We start from the raw sequence: 20,240 nt of genomic DNA, 5'->3' as shown, positions 1-20,240 counted from the left end.
TGGCGCTAACGCTCATTCACAGGCCATTGGCAGCCTTGAACTCGCGGCGGCGGCGGTGCAGGACCGGCTCGGTGTAGCCGTTTGGCTGCTTGGTGCCTTCGATCACCAGTTCGACCGCTGCCTGGAAGGCGATGTTGCTGTCGAAGTTCGGTGCCAACGGACGGTACAGCGGGTCGTTGGCATTCTGGCGGTCAACCACCGGCGCCATGCGCTTGAGGGTTTCCAGCACCTGGGCTTCGCTGACGATGCCATGACGCAGCCAGTTGGCGATGTGCTGGCTGGAGATACGCAGCGTTGCACGGTCTTCCATCAGGCCGACGTCATTGATGTCCGGCACTTTCGAACAGCCCACGCCCTGGTCGATCCAGCGCACCACATAACCGAGGATGCCCTGGGCATTGTTGTCCAGTTCATTCTGGATCTGTTCCGCGGTCCAGTTAGGGTTGCTTGCCAGCGGGATGGTCAGGATATCGTCCACCGATGCTCGCGGGCGCTTGGCCAGTTCGACCTGGCGGGCGAACACATCAACCTTGTGGTAATGCAGCGCGTGCAGGGCAGCAGCGGTCGGCGAAGGGACCCAGGCGGTATTGGCACCGGCCAGCGGGTGAGCGATTTTCTGCTCGAGCATGGCGGCCATCAGGTCGGGCATCGCCCACATGCCTTTACCGATTTGCGCGCGACCTTGCAGGCCGGTGCTCAAACCGATGTCGACGTTCCAGTTTTCGTAGGCGCCGATCCACTTCTCAGCCTTCATGTCGGCCTTGCGCACCATCGCGCCGGCTTCCATGGACGTGTGGATTTCATCGCCGGTACGGTCGAGGAAGCCGGTGTTGATGAAGACCACGCGCTCGCTGGCAGCCTTGATACAGGCCTTGAGGTTGATCGTTGTACGCCGCTCTTCGTCCATGATGCCGACTTTGAGGGTGTTGCGCGGCAACTCGAGCACGTCTTCGATGCGCCCGAACAGCTCATTGGTGAATGCTGCCTCTTCCGGGCCATGCATTTTCGGTTTAACGATGTAGACCGAACCGGTACGGCTGTTCTTGCGGGTGGTGTTGCCGTTAAGGCTGTGCAGCGCCGCGAGGTTGGTGACCAGACCGTCGAGGATGCCTTCCGGCACTTCGTTGCCGTTCTTGTCGAGGATCGCGTCGATGGTCATCAAGTGGCCCACATTGCGCACGAACAACAGCGAGCGGCCGTGCAGGCTCAGTTCGCTACCGTCGGGTGCGGTGTAGGTGCGGTCGGCGTTCATGGTGCGGGTAAAGGTCTTGCCACCCTTGGCGACTTCTTCCGACAGATCGCCTTTCATCAGGCCGAGCCAGTTGCGGTAGATCACCACTTTGTCATCGGCATCGACGGCGGCAACGGAGTCTTCGCAGTCCATGATGGTGGTCAGCGCTGCTTCCATCAGCAGGTCTTTGACGCCGGCGGCGTCGGTCTGGCCGACCGGTGTGCTGGCGTCGATCTGGATTTCGAAATGCAGGCCATTGTTTTTCAGCAGGATCGCGGTCGGCGCTGCGGCATCGCCGTGGAAGCCGATCAGCTGTGCGTCGTTGCGCAGGCCGCTGTTGCTGCCCCCCTTGAGGCTGACAACCAGTTTGCCGTCAACGATCTTGTAGCCAGTGGAATCGACGTGGGAACCAGCAGCCAATGGCGCGGCTTCGTCGAGGAAGGCGCGGGCGAAGGCGATGACCTTGTCGCCGCGAACCTTGTTGTAGCCTTTACCTTTTTCCGCGCCGCAGGCGGAGCTGATGGCGTCAGTGCCATACAACGCGTCGTACAACGAACCCCAACGGGCGTTCGAAGCGTTGAGGGCGAAGCGGGCGTTCATGACCGGAACCACCAGTTGTGGGCCGGCCATACGGGCGATTTCGTCGTCGACGTTTTGCGTCGTTGCCTGAAAATCGGCCGCTTCTGGCAGCAGATAACCGATGTCTTGCAGGAAGGCTTTGTAGGCCACAGCGTCATGCGCAAGACCTGCACGGGACTGGTGCCAGGCATCGATTTTCGCCTGGAGATCGTCGCGTTTGGCGAGTAGGGCTTTGTTCTTCGGCGCCAGGTCGTGAATGACCTTGTCGGCACCGGCCCAGAACTTGTCGGCGGTGAGGCCGGAACCGGGAATGGCTTCGTTGTTCACGAAGTCGAACAGGACTTTGGCGACCTGCAGGCCACCGACTTGAACGTGTTCAGTCATTGCTTGCCTCACTCTGCTCAGCTATTTCGCTTTTCAGCTCTTCAATTTGACAATGAAGCCTTTGGCCATTTAAACCACAAACCCCTCTACCAGTACATGCCATTGCTGGCGGCTGGGTGGTTCCAATCAACGGCGTAACGCCTTGCTGAAGGGGCTTTGAGGGTTGCGATGGCGCCTGGGCAGACATCGATCCAACGTTATGTAGTGCGCGCTGCGGCATACTACATGATGAATTGCGGTTGTGAAAATTAGACTAATTACGTCGTTTAGCGACCCGTCCAGGCTGTCCGGTCACGCCGGGGAGCAGGATGTTCTCAAAAAACTATTGGATTGTTCCAGATAAATCTAAAAACTTGTACACATGATATTGGATTCACTGCTATGGGGCTTTGATTTTTTTGCTGCCGCGCTGAATTGGGCCTCTTGCCTATACTTGCCTTTCTATAACAAAAGTCATGACAAGAGGGCTGCGCCATGGACCACCTCGTACTCACCGTATTCGCCCCGGACAAGCCCGGCCAGGTCGAGCGTATCGCCCAATGTATTGCCGAGCATGGTGGTAACTGGCTAGAGAGCCGCATGTCACGGATGGCCGGGCAGTTTGCCGGGATCCTTCGGGTGGGCGTGCCAGCCGAGGGCTATGACGAACTGGTCGATGCACTTCAGGCGTTGTCTGCTCAAGGGATTCGGGTGTTGATCGCCGAAAGTGGTATCGAGCAATCCTGCACCTGGAAGCCGATTGCCATGGAGCTGGTCGGTAACGATCGACCGGGAATCGTCCGTGACATCACGCGTTTGCTGAGTGAGCAGGGGGTTAACCTTGAACGCTTGGTAACCGATGTACGCCCGGCGCCGATGAGCAGCGAGCCGCTGTTCCATGCCGAAGCGATTCTTGCGGTGCCGCTGACCCTTTCCCTGGACGTGCTGCAGTCGCGGCTGGAGACTCTGGCCGATGATTTGATGGTGGAGTTGGTACTGCGCAGCGAGCCGTAAAGCGGGAGGAAAGGTTATCCAAGTAAAGCGTGCACCTGCCTGTGGATAACCTGTAGAGATACGTCGCCAGCCCACGTCGGCCGGGGCTTATCAGGAGTTGATCAAAAAACCAGCAGTTTCAAGGGCTTGTGCACAAACGGCGGGGATCACGCTGTGGATAACCTTGGGAAGGATGCTTGCAGGCCACGTCGGTCGTGGTCTGCAATGGTTTGTACGTTTTTTGATCAGTGGCGGCGACGCAAACTCAGCCAGGCGTCGATGCTGTAAACCGCCAGGCCTGCCCAGATAAACATGAAGGCCACCAGCGTGGTGGACGACAGGTGTTCGCCAAACAGCAGAACGGCTTGCAGCAGCACCAGCGTCGGCGCCAGGTATTGCAGGAAGCCGAGAGTGGTGTAGGGCAGATGCCGAGCAGCAGCGTTGAAACAGACCAGCGGCACCAGCGTTACCGGGCCGGCGGCGACCAGCCACCATGCTTCGGAAGTGCTCCAGAATGCCGCTTGTGCGCTGCTGGCTGTGGGATTGAAGAGCAACCAGGCAGGGGCGATCGGCACCAGCATCCAGGTTTCCACCACCAGCCCGGGTAATGCTTTGACCGGAGCCTGTTTGCGGATCAACCCGTAGAAGCCAAAGGTCAGCGCCAATACCAGCGACACCCACGGCAGGCTGCCGACTTGCCAGACTTGCTGCGCGACGCCAACGGTGGCCAGCGCGACAGCGACCCATTGCAGGCGTCTCAAGCGTTCGCCAAGGATCAGCATGCCCAGCAGCACGTTCACCAGCGGGTTGATGTAGTAACCGAGGCTGGCCTCGAGCATGCGTCCGTTGTTCACCGACCAGACGTAGGTCAGCCAGTTGGCCGCAATCAATGTGCCGCTCAGCGCAAGGACTGCCAGCCGCCGTGGGTTCTCGCGCAGTTCACGCCACCAGCCCGGATGCTTCCAGACCATCAGCAGCAACGCGCCGAATAGCGCCGACCAGAGTATCCGGTGGATGATGATTTCCACGGCAGGTACGTCAGCGATGGCTTTGAAGTAGAGCGGGAACAATCCCCAGATGATGTAGGCACTCAGGCCCAATATGTACCCGCGACGCAGGTTGGCGGCTTGCATGCAGAATCCTTGCTTAGGCAGCTAACAAAGGGGGGGATTGTAAGGAGATTTGTCAGCGGATGTCGTATCTGAATTGGTAGGGCATTTGTGAACACCAAATCCTGTGGGAGCGAGCTTGCTCGCGATAGCGGTTGGTCAGCAACTGATGTGCTGAATGCGCAGCCGCCATCGCGAGCAAGCTCGCTCCCACAAGGGGGATAGTGGTGAATCAAAAAAGCTTCAACGGTTCTTCGTTGAGCGCCGCCAGTTGCTCACGCAATGCCAGCACTTGGTTACCCCAATAACGTTCGGTGCCAAACCACGGAAAGCTGTGGGGGAACGCCGGGTCATCCCAACGACGGGCCAGCCACGCGCTGTAGTGCATCAGGCGCAAGGCCCGCAGCGGTTCGATCAGCGCCAGTTCGCGTGGGTTGAAGTCGTGGAATTCGCTGTAGCCGTCCATCAGTTCCGACAACTGACCGAGACATTCCTGACGATCGCCGGCGAGCATCATCCACAGATCCTGTACCGCCGGCCCCATGCGACAGTCATCAAGGTCGACGATGTGGAACATCTCGTCACGGCACATCATGTTGCCGGGGTGGCAATCGCCGTGCATGCGGATGTTCTGGTGCGGCGTGTCTTTGTAGACCTCTTCCACGCGCTTGAGCAGGTCGCGGGCGACCGACTCGTAGGCTGGTAGCAAGCTGCGTGGTATGAAATTGCCTTCGAGCAGGGTGGTCAGCGAATCATGGCCGAAGTTTTTGACGCCCAGCGCTTCGCGGTGTTCGAAGGGGCGGGTGGCGCCCACTGCGTGCAAACGACCAAGCAATTGCCCCAAACGGTAGAGCTGATCGAGATTGCCCGGCTCCGGCGCACGACCGCCCCGGCGCGGGAACAGGGTGAAGCGGAAACCGGCGTGTTCGTGCAGGCTTTCACCGTTGTGAATCATCGGCGCAACCACCGGCACCTCGCACTCGGCAAGTTCGAAGGTGAAGCGGTGCTCTTCGAGAATGGCAGCGTTGGTCCAGCGTTGCGGACGGTAGAACTTGGCAATCAGCGGTTCGCCATCTTCGATGCCAACCTGATAGACGCGGTTTTCATAGCTGTTGAGCGCAAGGACACGGGCGTCGCTGAGAAAGCCGATGCTTTCTACGGCGTCGAGCACCAGATCGGGGGTAAGTGTTTCAAACGGGTGAGACATGCTGACTCCTGCGCGCAGCAGGCTGCCGCGTCCGGCCAAACATGGTAGCGCAGACTGGCACAGATAGGTGGTGACAGTGCTGACGCATTCGCGAGCAAGCCCGCTCCCACAGGTGATCTTGTGCACACCGGATAACCAATGTGGGAGCGGGCTTGCTCGCGAAGAGGGCGGATCAGGCGCCGACGATTCCGCCGTCTACTCGGGAAATCGCCATCACCGAGGAGCGCGGCTTGCCGTTCGGCAAATGCTCGGGGAAGGTTGACCCACCGTTTTCCCCCGGATGCTGAATGCCGACAAACAAGGTCTTCTGGTCCGGCGAAAAGCTGATGCCGGTCACCTCGCAACCCACCGGGCCGACCATGAATCGGCGGATTTCACCGGTCGCAGGATCAGCGCAGAGCATCTGGTTGTTGCCCATGCCCGCGAAGTCGCCGGCGTTGCTGTAGTCCCCGTCGCTGAGAATCCACAGCCGACCGGCCTTGTCGAAGCCCAAGCCATCCGGGCTGTTAAACATGTTGTCTGGTGTGATGTTTGACGAGCCGGCTTTCGCTGTACCGGCGTGCACGCTTGGGTTGCCCGCCACCACGAACAGATCCCAGCCGAACGTCAGCGATGCGTGGTCGTCGTGATCAGTGCGCCAGCGCAGAATTTGCCCATAGACGTTTTTCTCCCGTGGGTTCGGCCCGCCCACCGGCTGCCCGTCTTCGCCACGCTTGGCGTTGTTGGTCAGGGTGCAATAGACCTGGCCGTCTTGCGGGCTAACCACGATCCACTCCGGACGGTCCATGCGCGTGGCACCGACGACGCTGGCGGCCAAACGTGCGTGAATCAGCACCTCGGCCTGATCGGCAAAGCCACTGCCGGCGTCGATACCGTTCTTGCCGTGAGTCAGCTCGATCCACTGGCCCTGACCTTTTGGATGGTCGGGGTTGCTGTCGCCGGCATCGAATCGTGCGACGTACAACGTGCCGTGATCCAGCAGGTCATGGTTGGCTTTGGGAGTTGTGTGATTGATCTTGTCGCGGCTGACGAATTTGTAGATGAACTCACCGCGCTCATCGTCGCCCATGTAGACCACCGCGCGACCGTCGTGGGTCTCGGCCAGGGCCGCGTTTTCGTGTTTGAAACGGCCCAGCGCAGTGCGCTTGACCGGAGTCGATTGCGGGTCGAACGGGTCGATTTCTACTACCCAGCCGTGACGATTGAGTTCGTTGGGGTTTTTCGCCAGGTCAAAACGCGGGTCGTGTTGGTGCCAGTTGATCTCTTTGCTGGCGACCGATGCGCCATAGCGCTTTTGTGCGGCGTCGAACTTGTGCTCGGGATTGCTGCTGCCAAAACAGTCGGTGAAGTTCTCTTCACAGGTCAGATAAGTGCCCCACGGCGTCTTGCCATTGGCGCAGTTCTGGAAGGTTCCGAGCACATTCTTGCCGGCCTTGTCGGCGCCGGTTTTCATCAGCTCATGGCCAGCAGCCGGGCCGCTCAATTGCAACGGTGCATTGCCGTGGATTCGGCGGTTGTAGCGCGAGCCCTGAACGAATTGCCATTGGCCGTTCTTGCGCTGCACTTCGATCACCGACACGCCTTCGCAGGCCAGCGCTTTGCGCACTTCTTCGGCAGACTGCGGTATGCCGCCATGGGCGTAGAGGTAGCGATAGTTGGTGTATTCGTTGTTGATCGCCATCAGCGCGCGATTGTCGTCGCCGGGGAAAGCGAACAGGCTCATGCCGTCGTTGTTGTCTCCGAACTGGACTTCCTGGGCTTGGGCGCTGCCATTGCCACTCGGGTCAAAGGCCGGGCCGTTCTTGTGCAGCGGTTGGCCCCAACTGATCAACACCGAAGAGGTGTAACCGGGCGGCAGAGTGATGGTGTCACTGGTGGCGGCCGCAATGCTGTCGAAACCCAGCAATTTGCTCGAAGCTGCGTTGACACTGGCGGCCAGTGCGCTACGGCTCAGCAGGTTGCCTCCGAGGAACATTGCCGCACCGCAGAGGGCGCCGGCGCTGATAAAACCACGACGACTGAGGCCGACGATTTTTTCGAGGTCGGTGGCTTGGTTTTCTTCTAATAGGCTCACATCAGGCTCCCTGCTGGTTTTTGCAGCCACCATAAGGAGCGTCTATGACACAAATGTTGCAGTTGCACGTCTGAGGAACGCTGCCAATCCGTAGCAGCAGGCCCGAGTCAGAGCGGGGTGCCGAGCAAAACGTTGGAGGGCGAGAACTGCACCTGAACGGCTTTTTCGACGCTCAAACCCAGGGTTTTGAGGTGCTGCGGCTCGGCCAGCGCGCATAGAGTCTGACCATTGCGCAGGGCGATTCGGACTTCGCTGGGGCCATCTTCGGCGTCGAGAATCTCCTCGACAGTGCCCTTCAGACAATTGTGTCCGGGTGTTGCGCGTTGCTCGACACCGAGTAAATCGAGCCAGCCAGCCTTGATCAACGCCACCACTTCAGTGCCCGTTTCCAGTTCCAGACGCAGGGTGCTGTCGTGGGTGATCTGAGCCTGAATGGTCAACCCGGCAGCCAGTTCCAGGCTGATCAAATCGTTACGACCGTGAGTGTTGATGGCCGCAACGGTGCCATGCAGCTGATTGCGCGCACTGGTCCTGAGCATCAGGCGCCCAAGCAAGTCGAGGTCACTGGCGTCTTCGGCGGCTTCCAGCACCTGTGCCTGTAAGGCTTGCAAGCGCTGATAGAGCCGCAGCACCCGTTCACCTTCACTGGACAGTTTTGCGCCACCACCGCCCTTGCCGCCGACGCTGCGCTCCACTAGCGGTTTCTGTGCCAGATTGTTCAACTCGTCGATCGCATCCCACGCTGCTTTGTAGCTCAGCCCGGCGCTTTTCGCGGCGCGGGTGATCGAGCCTTGTTCGGCGATGTGTTGCAGCAAGGCAATGCGCTGCGGACGACGGACGATGTGTTGGGACAACAAAGTAGGCAAGGACATGGCATAGGGCTGCGAACGAATATTGATGGATTTGGACGTTGGCGGCTTGGCGCGTGAGAGTCAAGTCAGCTCCCCGGGTTTTGGCGTGCGCGCCAGGCAATAAATGTCGACCCGTGCCGCGCCCGCCCCGATCAGCAAGCGTGCCAGGCTTTGCGCGGTGGCTCCGGTGGTCAGCACGTCGTCGACCAGCGCCAGGTGGCGGCCCTTGATTTGCGCACCCGGCATCAGTGCGAAAGCGCTGAGCAGGTTCTGTTTGCGCGCCTTGGCGTCCAGATCCTGTTGCGCAGTGGTGTCCTGGATGCGTAGCAGCAGGTTTGCGTCGCAGTCGATCTTCAGGCTGTCGCTGAGCCAGCGGGCGAGCATCGCTGCCTGGTTGTAACCCCGCTCGCGCAGCCGTTTGCGGGCCAAGGGCACCGCTACCAATGCGTCGGGGCGTTTGAGGCCTTCATCGAAGCGATGTTGCAGGTATTGAGCAAGAAGTTCGGCAAGCAGGCGACCATACGGCCACTTTGCCGCGTGCTTGAAACGGGTGATCAAACTGTCGAGCGGGAAGCTGTAGGTCCAGGGTGCGATCACCTGCTCGAAGGCCGGTGGGTCCTTCAAGCACTGGCCGCAGGTGAGGCCGGCCACGGGCAACGGCAGGGCGCAGGTCTGGCAATGATCGCCGAGCCAGGGCAACTCGGTTTCACAGGAAGTACAAATCGGTTGAGGGGTGTCAGACAGTTCATCGCAAAGCAAACAGCTCTGTTTGTTTTTTGACCAGATGTAAACCGACCCTTTGTATCGTGGTTGACAGCGCATGGCTCTTCCTTAAATATGCCGAACATCCGTGTCGCGTTTGTGGATATTCCGTTCCACAGCCGCTTGCCAAGCATAAACAAGGAAACGCCCATGAGCGCCAGCACCACTGCAAACCTGCGTCATGACTGGTCTTTGGCCGAAGTCAAAGCACTCTTCGTTCAGCCATTCAACGACCTGTTGTTCCAGGCGCAGACGGTGCACCGCGCGCACTTCGACGCCAATCGCGTCCAGGTGTCGACATTGCTGTCGATCAAAACCGGCGCTTGCCCGGAAGATTGCAAATATTGTCCGCAGTCCGGTCACTACAACACCGGTCTGGAAAAAGAAAAACTGATGGAAGTGCAGAAGGTCCTCGAAGAGGCTGCTCGCGCCAAGGCCATCGGTTCGACCCGTTTCTGCATGGGCGCCGCCTGGAAGCATCCATCGGCCAAAGACATGCCGTATGTGCTGGAAATGGTCAAGGGCGTGAAGGCCATGGGCCTGGAAACCTGCATGACCCTCGGCCGTCTCGATCAGGACCAGACCGTAGCCCTGGCCGAAGCCGGCCTCGATTATTACAACCACAACCTTGATACCTCGCCGGAGTTCTACGGCAGCATCATCACCACCCGCACCTACAGCGAGCGCCTGCAAACCCTGGCGTATGTTCGTGATTCGGGGATGAAGATCTGCTCGGGCGGTATTCTCGGCATGGGCGAGTCCCTTGACGACCGCGCCAACCTGCTGATCCAGCTGGCCAACCTGCCGGAGCATCCGGAGTCGGTGCCGATCAACATGCTGGTGAAAGTCGCCGGTACGCCGCTGGAAAATGCCGACGATGTCGATCCGTTCGATTTCATCCGCATGCTCGCTGTCGCACGTATCCTGATGCCGAAATCCCACGTGCGCCTCTCTGCCGGCCGCGAAGCCATGAACGATCAGATGCAGGCCCTGGCATTCTTCGCCGGTGCCAACTCGATTTTCTACGGTGACAAACTGCTGACCACCGCCAACCCGCAGGCTGACAAGGACATGCAACTGTTCGGGCGCCTGGGGATCCTGCCGGAAGCCCGCGAAGAGCATGCGGACGAAGTGCATCAGGCGGCCATCGAGCAAGCGCTGGTCGAGCAGAAAAGCAGCGAGCAGTTCTACAACGCCGCTGTTTGAAGTCTCCACCGATCCTTCTGAAGGAATGCAAAAACACTGTGGGAGCGAGCCTGCTCGCGATTGCGATGTAACAGCCAGCATCGATGTTGAATGTTATGACCTCATCGCGAGCAGGCTCGCTCCCACAAGGTAATGCGACATCGCTTCTGAATTCTGACCCCGCGAGGCCTGCATGTCTTTCGATCTCGCCGCACGCCTTGCTGCCCGTCGTGCCGAAAACCTCTATCGCCAGCGTCCCTTGCTGGAAACCCCGCAAGGTCCGCAAGTGGTGGTCGATGGCCAGCCATTGCTGGCGTTCTGTAATAACGACTACCTGGGCCTGGCCAGTCATCCCCAAGTGATCGAAGCCTTGCGTGCCGGTGCCGCCCGCTGGGGTGTCGGTGGCGGTGCTTCGCACCTGGTGATCGGCCATAGCAGTCCGCATCACGCACTCGAGGAAGCCTTGGCCGATCTGACGGGGCGCCCGCGCGCGTTGCTGTTTACCACCGGTTATATGGCTAACCTGGGCGCGGTCACCGCGCTGGTCGGGCAGGGCGACACGGTGCTCGAAGACCGGCTCAATCATGCATCGCTACTGGATGCCGGGCTGTTGTCGGGCGCGCGCTTCAATCGCTATTTGCACAACGACGCGGTCAGCCTCGCCAAACGTCTGGAGAAGGCTACCGGCAATACGCTGGTGGTGACCGACGGGGTGTTCAGCATGGACGGCGACATTGCCGACCTGCCGGCGCTGGCTCGCGAGGCCAAGGCCAAAGGCGCGTGGCTGATGGTCGATGATGCCCACGGCTTTGGTCCCTTGGGCGCCAATGGCGGCGGGATCGTCGAGCACTTCGGTTTGAGTCTGGAGGATGTGCCGGTATTGGTCGGCACCTTGGGTAAAGCGTTCGGCACCGCGGGCGCGTTTGTCGCGGGCAGCGATGACCTGATCGAAAGCCTGATCCAATTCGCCCGACCGTACATTTACACCACCAGTCAGCCACCGGCCCTGGCGTGCGCGACTCTGAAAAGTCTTGAGTTGCTGCGCAGCGAACATTGGCGACGCGAGCACTTGAACGTGCTGATCCGCCAATTCCGAAAGGGCGCCGAGCAGATTGGTCTGGAGTTGATGGACAGCGCTACGCCGATCCAGCCGATCATGATTGGCGACGCCGGGCGCGCAGTGCTTTTTTCGCAGATGCTGCGTCAGCGCGGGCTGATGGTGACCGCGATCCGCCCACCCACCGTGCCAGCCGGCAGCGCACGTTTGCGCGTGACCCTGACAGCGGCGCACAGCGAAGCGCAGGTGCAGCTATTGTTAGAAGGTCTGGCCGATTGTCTTCAGCAACTGGGAGCGGAGCCGAACCATGCGTGATCGTCTGATCCTGTTACCCGGTTGGGGACTCGGTATTTCGCCGCTGGAGCCTTTGGCAGCGGCCTTGCAGGGATTGGACGAACACCTGCACGTCGAGATCGAACCGCTGCCGGAACTGGAGTCGAGCGACCTCGAAGAATGGCTAGACGAACTGGATTCGACCTTGCCGAAAGATGCCTGGCTCGGCGGCTGGTCACTCGGCGGGATGCTCGCCTCAGAGCTTGCGGCTCGACGTGGCGAGCGCTGCTGCGGTTTGCTGACGCTGGCGAGCAACCCTTCTTTTGTGGCGCATGCCGAGTGGTCGAGCGCCATGCCGGGCGAGACCTTCGATGCGTTTCTGGCCGGGTGCAGCGCGGACCCGCGCATGACCCTCAAGCGCTTCAGCCTGCTCTGCGCCCAAGGTGCCGAAGACCCGCGCGGGTTGTCGCGCCTGTTGCTGGCGGGTGCGCCGAATACCCCGCAGGCACAGTTGATGAGCGGGTTGGAAGTGCTCGCACAACTGGACAACCGGCAAGCCTTGCAGGCCTTTCGAGGTCCGCAGTTGCATTTGTTCGCCGGGCTTGACGGGTTGGTTCCGGCCGAAGCCGCCGGTGAGCTGCTGGCGTTACTCCCCGATGTCGAAATTGGTCTGATTGAACAGGCCAGTCACGCGTTTCTTCTGGAAGACCCCCACGGTGTGGCGGGGGCCATCCAGGCCTTTTTGCATGAGTCCGGTGATGACTGATTTAGCCCTTCCCAACCTGCCCGGAGGCTTGCCCGACAAGCGTCAGGTCGCGGCATCCTTTTCCCGTGCAGCGGCCAGCTATGACAGCGTTGCCGAATTGCAGCGGGCTGTCGGCAGTGAATTGCTGGGGCGTTTGCCGGCTGATAGATCACCCGCTCGCTGGCTGGATCTGGGTTGTGGCACAGGGTATTTCAGTCGTGTGCTGGGTGAGCGATTCAACGCCAGCGAAGGGCTGGCGCTGGATATCGCGCAAGGCATGCTCAAGCACGCACGGCCCTTGGGCGGTGCGACACATTTCATTGCCGGCGATGCCGAGCGCTTGCCGTTGCAGGACGCAAGCTGCGACCTGGTGTTTTCCAGCCTGGCGGTGCAGTGGTGCGCCGATTTCAGGGCGGTGCTGAGCGAGGCCAATCGGGTTCTGAAACCTGGCGGTGTGTTGGCGTTTGCCAGTCTTTGCGTGGGTACGCTGTATGAGTTGCGCGACAGTTGGCGTCAGGTCGATGGCCTGGTGCACGTCAATCGCTTCCGCGAGTTCAGCACGTATCAACAACTGTGTGCGGCCAGCGGCATGAACGTGATCAGTCTGCAAAGTTGCCCGCACGTGCTGCATTATCCGGATGTGCGTAGCCTGACTCACGAACTCAAGGCCTTGGGTGCGCATAATCTCAATCCTGGTCGGCCGGGCGGGCTGACAGGGCGGGCGCGGATCATGGGGTTGATCGACGCCTATGAGCAATTTCGTCAGGCGCAAGGGCTGCCCGCGACTTATCAGGTGGTTTACGCCGTGTTGGAGAAGCCACTATGAGCGCAGCCTATTTCATCACTGGTACCGATACCGACGTCGGCAAGACCACCATCGCCGCCGGCTTGTTACACGCCGCGCAGTTGGCGGGGTTGAGTACGGCGGCCGGGAAACCCGTGGCCTCTGGCTGCGAGGTGACACCCAAAGGATTGCGCAATGCCGACGCGTTGGCGCTGTTGGCGCAATGTTCGTTGCCGCTGACCTATGGCGAGGTCAATCCGGTGGCCTTCGAGCCGGCCATTGCACCGCATCTGGCTGCACGTGAGGCGGGTTTCGCGCTGACGGTCCAGTCGTTGCTGGTGCCGATGCGGCACATAGTGGACAAGCAGGCCGATTTCACCTTGATCGAAGGTGCGGGTGGCTGGCGGGTGCCGTTGGCTGATCAGGACAATCTCTCGGATCTGGCAATGGCGCTGGGGTTGCCGGTGATTCTGGTGGTGGGTGTGCGTCTGGGCTGCATCAATCACGCGTTGCTGACGGCCGAGGCGATTGCCCGGGACGGTTTGCAACTGGCGGGTTGGGTGGCCAACATCATTGACCCCAAGACGTCGCGGCTGGAAGAGAACCTCGCCACGTTGGCAGAACGGCTGCCGGCACCGTGTCTGGGGCGGGTGCCGAAACTCAAACTGGTCACGGCAGAAGCGGTGGCGGAGTATCTTCAGCTGGATTTGCTTGACTAGGTTTTGCCTATGACAAGGCACTGTGCCATTAGTGTTTTTGTCGGGCCTTTTGTCGGTGTCTCTGGTTCAATGAGCGCTGTTTATCCTTTGCAGGATGGAGTTGTGCCATGGACATTTCGGGAAGCACCGCGTTTTATGCTGGTCTGAGTTCTATTCAGACTGGGCAGAATCGTGTCGATCAGGCTGCCAGCCAGATCGCCGGCACCACTGTCGATCCTTCGGCCTCCAGCCAGTCCTCCGACGCTCAGATCGACCGATTGCGCTCGGTCGATCGCAGCCAGCAATCGAATCTGGCCAGTAATTTGGTTGATATGTCCCAAGGCAAAATCCAGGCGGAGCTGGGCGTCAAAGTCGCCAAGGCTTCTGACGAAATGCTTGGTACGTTGATCAATACTTTCGCTTGAACCCTCGCTGAACCTATTTGCCTGAACACCGGCCTTGGCGCGGTGTTCTGTCAGGCATGTCCTTCTCGCTCAACTAATCTTTCCTACACGGTTTGTTGTCTTGCGCACCGGCTGCGGGCCTTTGCGTGCGTGCTATTCACGTGGGTCATGACGAACGGCAAAAGATCGACGCTTGACAAGATTTCGGCGTAAACGTATGTTTCAAACAACTGTTTGACCGTCACAACAAATCATTGCGGTCGTTCATTCCCGGTTACATCAGCAGAGGTTTATCGCTATGCCTGACTACAAGGCCCCCTTGCGTGATATTCGCTTCGTTCGTGACGAACTGCTCGGCTACGAAGCGCACTATCAGAGCCTTCCGGCTTGCCAGGACGCTACCCCGGACATGGTTGACGCCATTCTCGAGGAAGGCGCCAAGTTTTGTGAGCAGGTGCTGGCTCCGCTGAACCGCGTGGGTGACACCGAAGGCTGCACCTGGAGCGAGTCTGGCGTTAAGACCCCGACTGGCTTCAAAGAAGCCTACAAACAATTCGTCGAAGGCGGCTGGCCAAGCCTGGCTCACGACGTAGAGCACGGTGGCCAAGGCTTGCCGGAGTCTCTGGGTCTGGCTGTGAGCGAAATGGTCGGCGAAGCCAACTGGTCGTGGGGCATGTACCCAGGCCTGTCTCATGGCGCGATGAACACCATTTCCGAGCACGGTACGCCTGAGCAGCAAGAGGCTTACCTGACCAAACTGGTGTCCGGCGAATGGACCGGCACCATGTGCCTGACCGAACCGCACTGCGGTACTGATCTCGGCATGCTGCGCACCAAGGCCGAGCCTCAGGCTGATGGTTCCTACAAAGTTTCCGGTACCAAGATCTTCATCTCGGCCGGTGAACACGATATGGCCGACAACATCGTCCACATCGTTCTGGCTCGTCTGCCGGATGCGCCTGCTGGCACCAAGGGCATTTCGCTGTTCATCGTTCCAAAGTTCCTGCCGAACGCAGACGGCAGCATCGGTGCACGTAACGCCGTGACCTGTGGTTCCCTGGAACACAAAATGGGCATCCACGGTAACGCCACCTGCGTGATGAACTTCGACGCGGCCACCGGTTTTCTGATCGGCCCGGCGAACAAAGGCCTGAACTGCATGTTCACCTTTATGAACACCGCGCGTCTGGGTACGGCTCTGCAAGGTCTGGCTCACGCCGAAATCGGCTTCCAGGGTGGTCTGAAATACGCTCGCGATCGTCTGCAAATGCGCTCCCTGACTGGCCCGAAAGCGCCAGACAAAGCCGCTGACCCGATCATCGTTCACCCTGATGTACGTCGTATGCTGTTGACCATGAAGGCATTCGCCGAAGGCAACCGTGCGATGGTTTACTTCACGGCCAAGCAGGTCGACATCGTCAAGTACGGCGTGGATGAAGAAGAAAAGAAGAAGGCCGATGCACTGCTGGCTTTCATGACGCCGATCGCCAAGGCCTTCATGACTGAAGTCGGCTTTGAATCCGCCAACCATGGTGTGCAGATCTATGGCGGCCACGGCTTTATCGCCGAGTGGGGCATGGAGCAGAACGTTCGCGACAGCCGCATTTCGATGTTGTACGAAGGCACCACCGGTATCCAGGCGCTCGACTTGCTGGGCCGTAAAGTGCTGATGACTCAAGGCGAGGCTCTGAAAGGCTTCACCAAGATCGTCCACAAGTTCTGCCAGACCAACGAAGGCAACGAAGCGGTCAAAGAGTTCGTCGAGCCGTTGGCTGCACTGAACAAGGAATGGGGCGAACTGACCATGAAGGTCGGTATGGCCGCGATGAAAGATCGCGAGGAAGTCGGCGCCGCGTCGGTGGATTACCTGATGTACTCCGGTTACGCCTGCCTGGCCTACTTCTGGGCTGACATGGCGCGCCTGGCTGCCGAGAAACTGGCTGCCGGCACCACCGAAGAGGCGTTCTACACTGCCAAGCTGCAGACAGCGCGCTTCTACTTCCAGCGCATCCTGCCGCGTACCCGCACGCACGTTGCAACCATGCTGTCGGGTGCTAACAACCTGATGGACATGAAAGAAGAAGACTTCGCACTGGGCTACTAAGTCCCGCGAGAGCTTCAAACAGCCGCTGCTTCTTCGGGAGCAGCGGCTTTTTTCTGCCTGCTGCAAAACGGCTGCAAATATTCCCGACTAAAACGCTAAGTAGAACGCTTTTGCTGCCGTTAAAGAGTGTGCGGCGTGATGTACGTCACATTGCATGTGCTTAATTGTCAGGAATGCAGGCACAATGCCATCCATTGATTTGCCGGGCCGGAGCTCTACCCTTGCCGCGTTCTTCCGCTGTACGTCTCAGTCACTTTTTACCCTCATTACTGTTATTGCTTGCGGGGCTCGCGGCTGCCTACGTCAAGGATCTCAACGTCTTTTTCACCTCACTGTTCAACGTGCTGCCAACCCTGGTGCTGTTGCTCGGTGGTTCGTACTGCGCGGTTTACCGACGTCAACGTGAACTGTTTCTGATGGTCACGGTGTACATCGCCTACTTTCTGCTCGATACCCAAACCGATTACTACCGTGATTACGGCAAGGTGCGTGACGACGCGGCGGTGGTTTTCCATCTCTGCTGTTTACTGCTGCCTTTGTTGTACGGGCTGTTTGCTGCCTGGCAGGAACGCACCCACCTGTTTCAGGACATGGTTGCGCGCTTCGCCGTACTGCTGGCATTCGGCAGTGTTGCACTCGGGCTTGAGCAGAGTTACCCGCAAGCGTTGCTGATGTGGCTGTCGGAAATACGCTGGCCGGCATTGCATGGTGCCTGGATGAGTTTGATCCAGTTGTCCTATCCAGTGTTCCTCGCATCCTTTCTATTGTTGGCCTATCAATACTGGCGCAACCCACGCCCGCTGCATGCGGCGCAACTGGTGGGCCTGCTCGGACTGTTCTGGATGTTGCCCAAGACCTTCATCCTGCCGTTCACCCTGAACATCATGTGCAGCCAGGTGATGTTGATGATTGCCGCGGCGGTCGCCCACGAAGCCTATCAAATGGCTTTTCGTGATGAGCTGACGGGCCTGCCGGGGCGTCGCGCCTTGAACGAGCGCATGCAGCGTCTGGGCCGCAACTATGTGTTGGCCATGAGCGACGTCGACCACTTCAAGAAATTCAACGACACCCACGGGCACGATGTCGGCGACCAGGTGTTGCGGCTGGTGGCCAGCAAGTTGTCGAAGATCGGCGGCGGTGGCCGGGCGTATCGTTACGGGGGCGAGGAGTTCGCCTTGGTGTTCGCCGCCAAAACGCTCGAAGAGTGCATGCCGCACCTGGAAGTCATCCGTGAGTCGATTGCCACCTACAACATTCAGTTGCGCAATCAGGACAGCCGTCCGCAAGACGATCAGCAAGGTCGGCAACGCCGTGCGGGTTCTGGCGCCTCAAGTGTTTCGGTCACGGTGAGCATCGGTGTCGCCGAGCGACTAGAGCAGCGGACCCCGGAAGAAGTCCTGAAATCCGCAGACCAGGCGCTCTACAGCGCCAAGGGCGCGGGGCGAAACTGCGTGATCGCATTCGGGCAAAGCCGCCGTGGCGCCGTACGTATGGACGGCGCTACGGGCTGAGTGATGATCGCGCACTCAGCGTCTGGACGGTGATTGTTCGAGGCGATTCGCGGCAGTAGGTTTGAATGATCTGCTGACGGAGAAACGACCATGCCCAAGTACAAGTCTCTCCCTGCGCGACAGCGCTGCCTCTGAAAGATCGCAGCCTGCGGCAGCTCCTACAATACAGATGGGTCTGTAGGAGTTGCCGCAGGCTGCGATCTTTTTGTTGGTGACTAAAAATTACAAATAGGTCACTAGTTGACCCTATGTGTCGCAAAAGTTGTTCAGGTACACTCAAGACCTTGCTGAAACCCGATCCTATGAATCACTTTCCAAGTTCTCACGAGGTTTGCCATGGCTGACTACAAAGCGCCCTTGCGCGATATGCGCTTCGTCCTCAATGAAGTTTTCGAGGTTGCCAAACTGTGGGCTGAACTGCCCGCCCTGGCTGATACCGTCGATGCTGAGACAGTCGAGGCAATCCTTGAGGAAGCCGGCAAAGTCACCAGCAAAAGCATCGCACCGCTGAGCCGTGCTGCCGACGAAGAAGGCTGCCACTGGAGCGACGGTGCCGTCACCACACCAGCAGGTTTCCCACAGGCTTATCAGACTTATGCTGAAGGCGGTTGGGTTGGCGTCGGTGGCGATCCGTCCTACGGTGGCATGGGCATGCCGAAAGCGGTTTCGGCTCAGGTCGAAGAAATGGTCAACTCCGCCAGCCTGTCGTTCGGTCTGTACCCGATGCTGACTGCCGGGGCTTGCCTGTCGATTAACGCTCACGCCAGCGAAGAACTGAAAGCCGCTTACCTGCCAAACATGTACGCCGGTGTCTGGGCGGGCTCCATGTGCCTGACTGAACCGCACGCGGGGACTGACTTGGGGATTATCCGTACCAAGGCCGAACCGCAAGCAGACGGCTCCTACAAGGTCAGCGGAACCAAGATCTTCATCACCGGCGGTGAACATGACCTGACCGAAAATATCATTCATCTGGTGCTGGCCAAACTGCCGGATGCCCCTGCGGGTCCGAAAGGTATTTCGCTGTTCCTGGTTCCGAAGTTCATGGTCAACGCCGATGGCAGTCTCGGTGCGCGTAACCCGGCTAACTGCGGTTCGATCGAACACAAAATGGGCATCCAGGCATCCGCTACCTGCGTGATGAACTTCGACGAAGCCGTGGGTTACCTCGTGGGTGAGCCGAACAAAGGCCTGGCGGCCATGTTCACCATGATGAACTACGAGCGTCTGGGTGTCGGTATCCAGGGCCTGGCCAGCGGCGAGCGCTCTTACCAGAACGCGGTTGAATACGCTCGTGATCGCCTGCAAAGCCGTTCACCGACGGGCGCGCAGAACAAAGACAAGGTCGCCGACCCGATCATCGTTCACCCGGACGTACGTCGCATGCTGCTGACCATGAAGGCCTCGAACGAGGGTGGTCGTGCATTCTCAACCTACGTGGCCATGCAACTGGATACCGCCAAGTTCAGCGAAGACGTGACTACCCGCAAACGCGCCGAAGATCTGGTGGCCTTGCTGACGCCGGTCGCCAAAGCATTCCTCACGGATCTGGGCCTGGAAACCACCGTCCACGGCCAGCAGGTCTTCGGTGGCCACGGCTACATCCGCGAGTGGGGCCAGGAACAACTGGTGCGTGACGTGCGGATCACCCAGATCTACGAAGGCACCAACGGCATTCAGGCGCTTGACCTGGTCGGGCGCAAGATCGTCGGCAGCGGCGGGGCGTACTACAAGTTGTTTGCTGATGAGATTCGTCATTTCACCGCCACCGCGAGCGCTGATCTGGCCGAGTTCACCAAACCATTGAACGACGCTGTCGATACGCTGGACGAGCTGACCGCCTGGTTGTTGGACCGCGTGAAAAATAACCCGAACGAAATCGGCGCGGCCTCGGTCGAGTATCTGCAAGTGTTTGGCTATGTGTCCTACGCCTACATGTGGGCACTGATGGCCAAGGCAGCCTTTGGTAAAGAGGCGCAGGACGACTTCTACGCCAGCAAACTGGGCACCGCACGCTTTTACTTCGCTCGCCTGCTGCCACGAATTCATTCGCTGAGCGCTTCGGTCAAGGCCGGTAGTGAGTCGCTGTTTCTGTTGGATGCGGCGCAATTCTGAGAAGTGTAACGTCATGTAAGCATTTGCTTACGTGACGTGCTGCTGTTTTCCCCTGTTCCAGGATTGGATCCAGAGCTAATCTACTTCACATGGACGTCGCGCAGGAAGCGCAAAGCAATAACACGGACACGTAGGATTCTGCCAGGACGGCGGAGTGAAATGGATGTCAGGGAAACAGTCTGCAAAGCCCCGCTT

The 20,240-nt window shown here is 59.3% G+C and carries 16 protein-coding genes; 10 read left to right on the top strand and 6 right to left on the bottom strand.

From position 1 onward, the window contains the following. Positions 1–16: 16 nt before the first annotated feature. Positions 17–2,194, bottom strand: coding sequence for a malate synthase G (locus BK658_RS04445; RefSeq protein ID WP_123581227.1), 2,178 nt, complete (start codon positions 2,192–2,194; stop codon positions 17–19). A gap of 474 nt (positions 2,195–2,668) precedes the next feature. On the opposite strand from BK658_RS04445, the gene BK658_RS04440 reads away from it, so the two are divergent. Beyond that, a complete protein-coding gene (locus tag BK658_RS04440) occupies positions 2,669–3,187 on the top strand; it encodes a glycine cleavage system transcriptional repressor (protein WP_071553071.1) in 519 nt (172 codons plus the stop codon). A gap of 224 nt (positions 3,188–3,411) precedes the next feature. Here BK658_RS04440 and rarD read toward each other — a convergent pair whose 3' ends face one another. From rarD to BK658_RS04415, 5 genes are all read right to left on the bottom strand, one after another. Further along, positions 3,412–4,299 (bottom strand): EamA family transporter RarD, encoded by an 888-nt coding sequence (gene rarD, locus BK658_RS04435; RefSeq protein WP_123581226.1) that lies wholly within the window; start codon positions 4,297–4,299, stop codon positions 3,412–3,414. Between the two features lie 208 nt (positions 4,300–4,507). After that, the gene (locus BK658_RS04430) at positions 4,508–5,482 is read right to left on the bottom strand and encodes a serine/threonine protein kinase (RefSeq protein WP_123581225.1); all 975 of its coding nucleotides are present in this window, start codon (positions 5,480–5,482) and stop codon (positions 4,508–4,510) included. A 172-nt stretch (positions 5,483–5,654) separates the two neighbouring features. Then, the gene (locus BK658_RS04425) at positions 5,655–7,556 is read right to left on the bottom strand and encodes a PhoX family protein (RefSeq protein WP_123581394.1); all 1,902 of its coding nucleotides are present in this window, start codon (positions 7,554–7,556) and stop codon (positions 5,655–5,657) included. Between the two features lie 107 nt (positions 7,557–7,663). Beyond that, on the bottom strand, positions 7,664–8,428 hold the full coding sequence (locus tag BK658_RS04420) for a TOBE domain-containing protein (protein ID WP_123581224.1): 765 nt from the start codon (positions 8,426–8,428) through the stop codon (positions 7,664–7,666). 60 nt (positions 8,429–8,488) lie between these two features. Then, positions 8,489–9,229 carry a ComF family protein gene (locus BK658_RS04415; protein ID WP_123581223.1) on the bottom strand — a complete coding sequence of 247 codons (741 nt, stop codon included), beginning with the start codon at positions 9,227–9,229 and terminating at the stop codon, positions 8,489–8,491. 90 nt (positions 9,230–9,319) lie between these two features. Here BK658_RS04415 and bioB point away from each other — a divergent pair, with 90 nt between their 5' ends. The 9 genes from bioB to BK658_RS04370 all read left to right on the top strand — a co-directional run bounded on the left by bioB (position 9,320) and on the right by BK658_RS04370 (position 20,045). Beyond that, the gene (bioB, locus tag BK658_RS04410; RefSeq protein ID WP_123581222.1) at positions 9,320–10,375 is read left to right on the top strand and encodes a biotin synthase BioB; all 1,056 of its coding nucleotides are present in this window, start codon (positions 9,320–9,322) and stop codon (positions 10,373–10,375) included. A 172-nt stretch (positions 10,376–10,547) separates the two neighbouring features. Beyond that, complete coding sequence (gene bioF, locus BK658_RS04405) at positions 10,548–11,726, top strand: 8-amino-7-oxononanoate synthase (protein WP_123581221.1); 1,179 nt, start codon at positions 10,548–10,550, stop codon at positions 11,724–11,726. Beyond that, complete coding sequence (locus BK658_RS04400) at positions 11,719–12,450, top strand: alpha/beta fold hydrolase (protein ID WP_123581220.1); 732 nt, start codon at positions 11,719–11,721, stop codon at positions 12,448–12,450. The genes bioF and BK658_RS04400 overlap by 8 nt, the downstream gene beginning before the upstream one ends. Next, a complete protein-coding gene (gene bioC / locus BK658_RS04395; protein ID WP_123581219.1) occupies positions 12,443–13,255 on the top strand; it encodes a malonyl-ACP O-methyltransferase BioC in 813 nt (270 codons plus the stop codon). The genes BK658_RS04400 and bioC overlap by 8 nt, the downstream gene beginning before the upstream one ends. Next, positions 13,252–13,932, top strand: a complete 681-nt coding sequence (gene bioD / locus BK658_RS04390; RefSeq protein ID WP_123581218.1) for a dethiobiotin synthase — start codon at positions 13,252–13,254, stop codon at positions 13,930–13,932. The genes bioC and bioD overlap by 4 nt, the downstream gene beginning before the upstream one ends. A 107-nt stretch (positions 13,933–14,039) precedes the next feature. Next, positions 14,040–14,336, top strand: a complete 297-nt coding sequence (locus BK658_RS04385; RefSeq protein WP_123581217.1) for a pyrroloquinoline quinone biosynthesis protein PqqE — start codon at positions 14,040–14,042, stop codon at positions 14,334–14,336. Between the two features lie 277 nt (positions 14,337–14,613). Continuing rightward, positions 14,614–16,419 carry a phenylacyl-CoA dehydrogenase gene (locus BK658_RS04380; RefSeq protein WP_123581216.1) on the top strand — a complete coding sequence of 602 codons (1,806 nt, stop codon included), beginning with the start codon at positions 14,614–14,616 and terminating at the stop codon, positions 16,417–16,419. Between the two features lie 221 nt (positions 16,420–16,640). Continuing rightward, positions 16,641–17,930, top strand: coding sequence for a GGDEF domain-containing protein (locus tag BK658_RS04375; RefSeq protein WP_123581215.1), 1,290 nt, complete (start codon positions 16,641–16,643; stop codon positions 17,928–17,930). A 336-nt stretch (positions 17,931–18,266) separates the two neighbouring features. Continuing rightward, positions 18,267–20,045, top strand: coding sequence for an acyl-CoA dehydrogenase C-terminal domain-containing protein (locus tag BK658_RS04370; protein WP_123581214.1), 1,779 nt, complete (start codon positions 18,267–18,269; stop codon positions 20,043–20,045). The last annotated feature ends 195 nt before the right edge of the window (positions 20,046–20,240 follow it).

The organism is Pseudomonas brassicacearum (genome assembly GCF_003732175.1).
In the GTDB taxonomy this organism is placed as follows: domain Bacteria; phylum Pseudomonadota; class Gammaproteobacteria; order Pseudomonadales; family Pseudomonadaceae; genus Aquipseudomonas; species Aquipseudomonas brassicacearum_G.
The sequence above is the reverse complement of the archived record's forward strand: the minus strand, read 5'-3'. Positions and strand labels throughout refer to the sequence as shown.

Excerpts from the sequence above, each read along its gene's own strand:
- bioD (WP_123581218.1), top strand. The coding sequence starts at position 13,252 with ATGAGCGCAGCCTATTTCATCACTGGTACCGATACCGACGTCGGCAAG.
- BK658_RS04445 (WP_123581227.1), bottom strand. The coding sequence starts at position 2,194 with ATGACTGAACACGTTCAAGTCGGTGGCCTGCAGGTCGCCAAAGTCCTG.
- bioB (WP_123581222.1), top strand. The coding sequence starts at position 9,320 with ATGAGCGCCAGCACCACTGCAAACCTGCGTCATGACTGGTCTTTGGCC.
- BK658_RS04380 (WP_123581216.1), top strand. The coding sequence starts at position 14,614 with ATGCCTGACTACAAGGCCCCCTTGCGTGATATTCGCTTCGTTCGTGAC.
- bioF (WP_123581221.1), top strand. The coding sequence starts at position 10,548 with ATGTCTTTCGATCTCGCCGCACGCCTTGCTGCCCGTCGTGCCGAAAAC.
- rarD (WP_123581226.1), bottom strand. The coding sequence starts at position 4,299 with ATGCAAGCCGCCAACCTGCGTCGCGGGTACATATTGGGCCTGAGTGCC.
- bioC (WP_123581219.1), top strand. The coding sequence starts at position 12,443 with ATGACTGATTTAGCCCTTCCCAACCTGCCCGGAGGCTTGCCCGACAAG.
- BK658_RS04430 (WP_123581225.1), bottom strand. The coding sequence starts at position 5,482 with ATGTCTCACCCGTTTGAAACACTTACCCCCGATCTGGTGCTCGACGCC.
- BK658_RS04415 (WP_123581223.1), bottom strand. The coding sequence starts at position 9,229 with ATGCGCTGTCAACCACGATACAAAGGGTCGGTTTACATCTGGTCAAAA.
- BK658_RS04440 (WP_071553071.1), top strand. The coding sequence starts at position 2,669 with ATGGACCACCTCGTACTCACCGTATTCGCCCCGGACAAGCCCGGCCAG.
- BK658_RS04370 (WP_123581214.1), top strand. The coding sequence starts at position 18,267 with ATGGCTGACTACAAAGCGCCCTTGCGCGATATGCGCTTCGTCCTCAAT.
- BK658_RS04420 (WP_123581224.1), bottom strand. The coding sequence starts at position 8,428 with ATGTCCTTGCCTACTTTGTTGTCCCAACACATCGTCCGTCGTCCGCAG.
- BK658_RS04400 (WP_123581220.1), top strand. The coding sequence starts at position 11,719 with ATGCGTGATCGTCTGATCCTGTTACCCGGTTGGGGACTCGGTATTTCG.
- BK658_RS04385 (WP_123581217.1), top strand. The coding sequence starts at position 14,040 with ATGGACATTTCGGGAAGCACCGCGTTTTATGCTGGTCTGAGTTCTATT.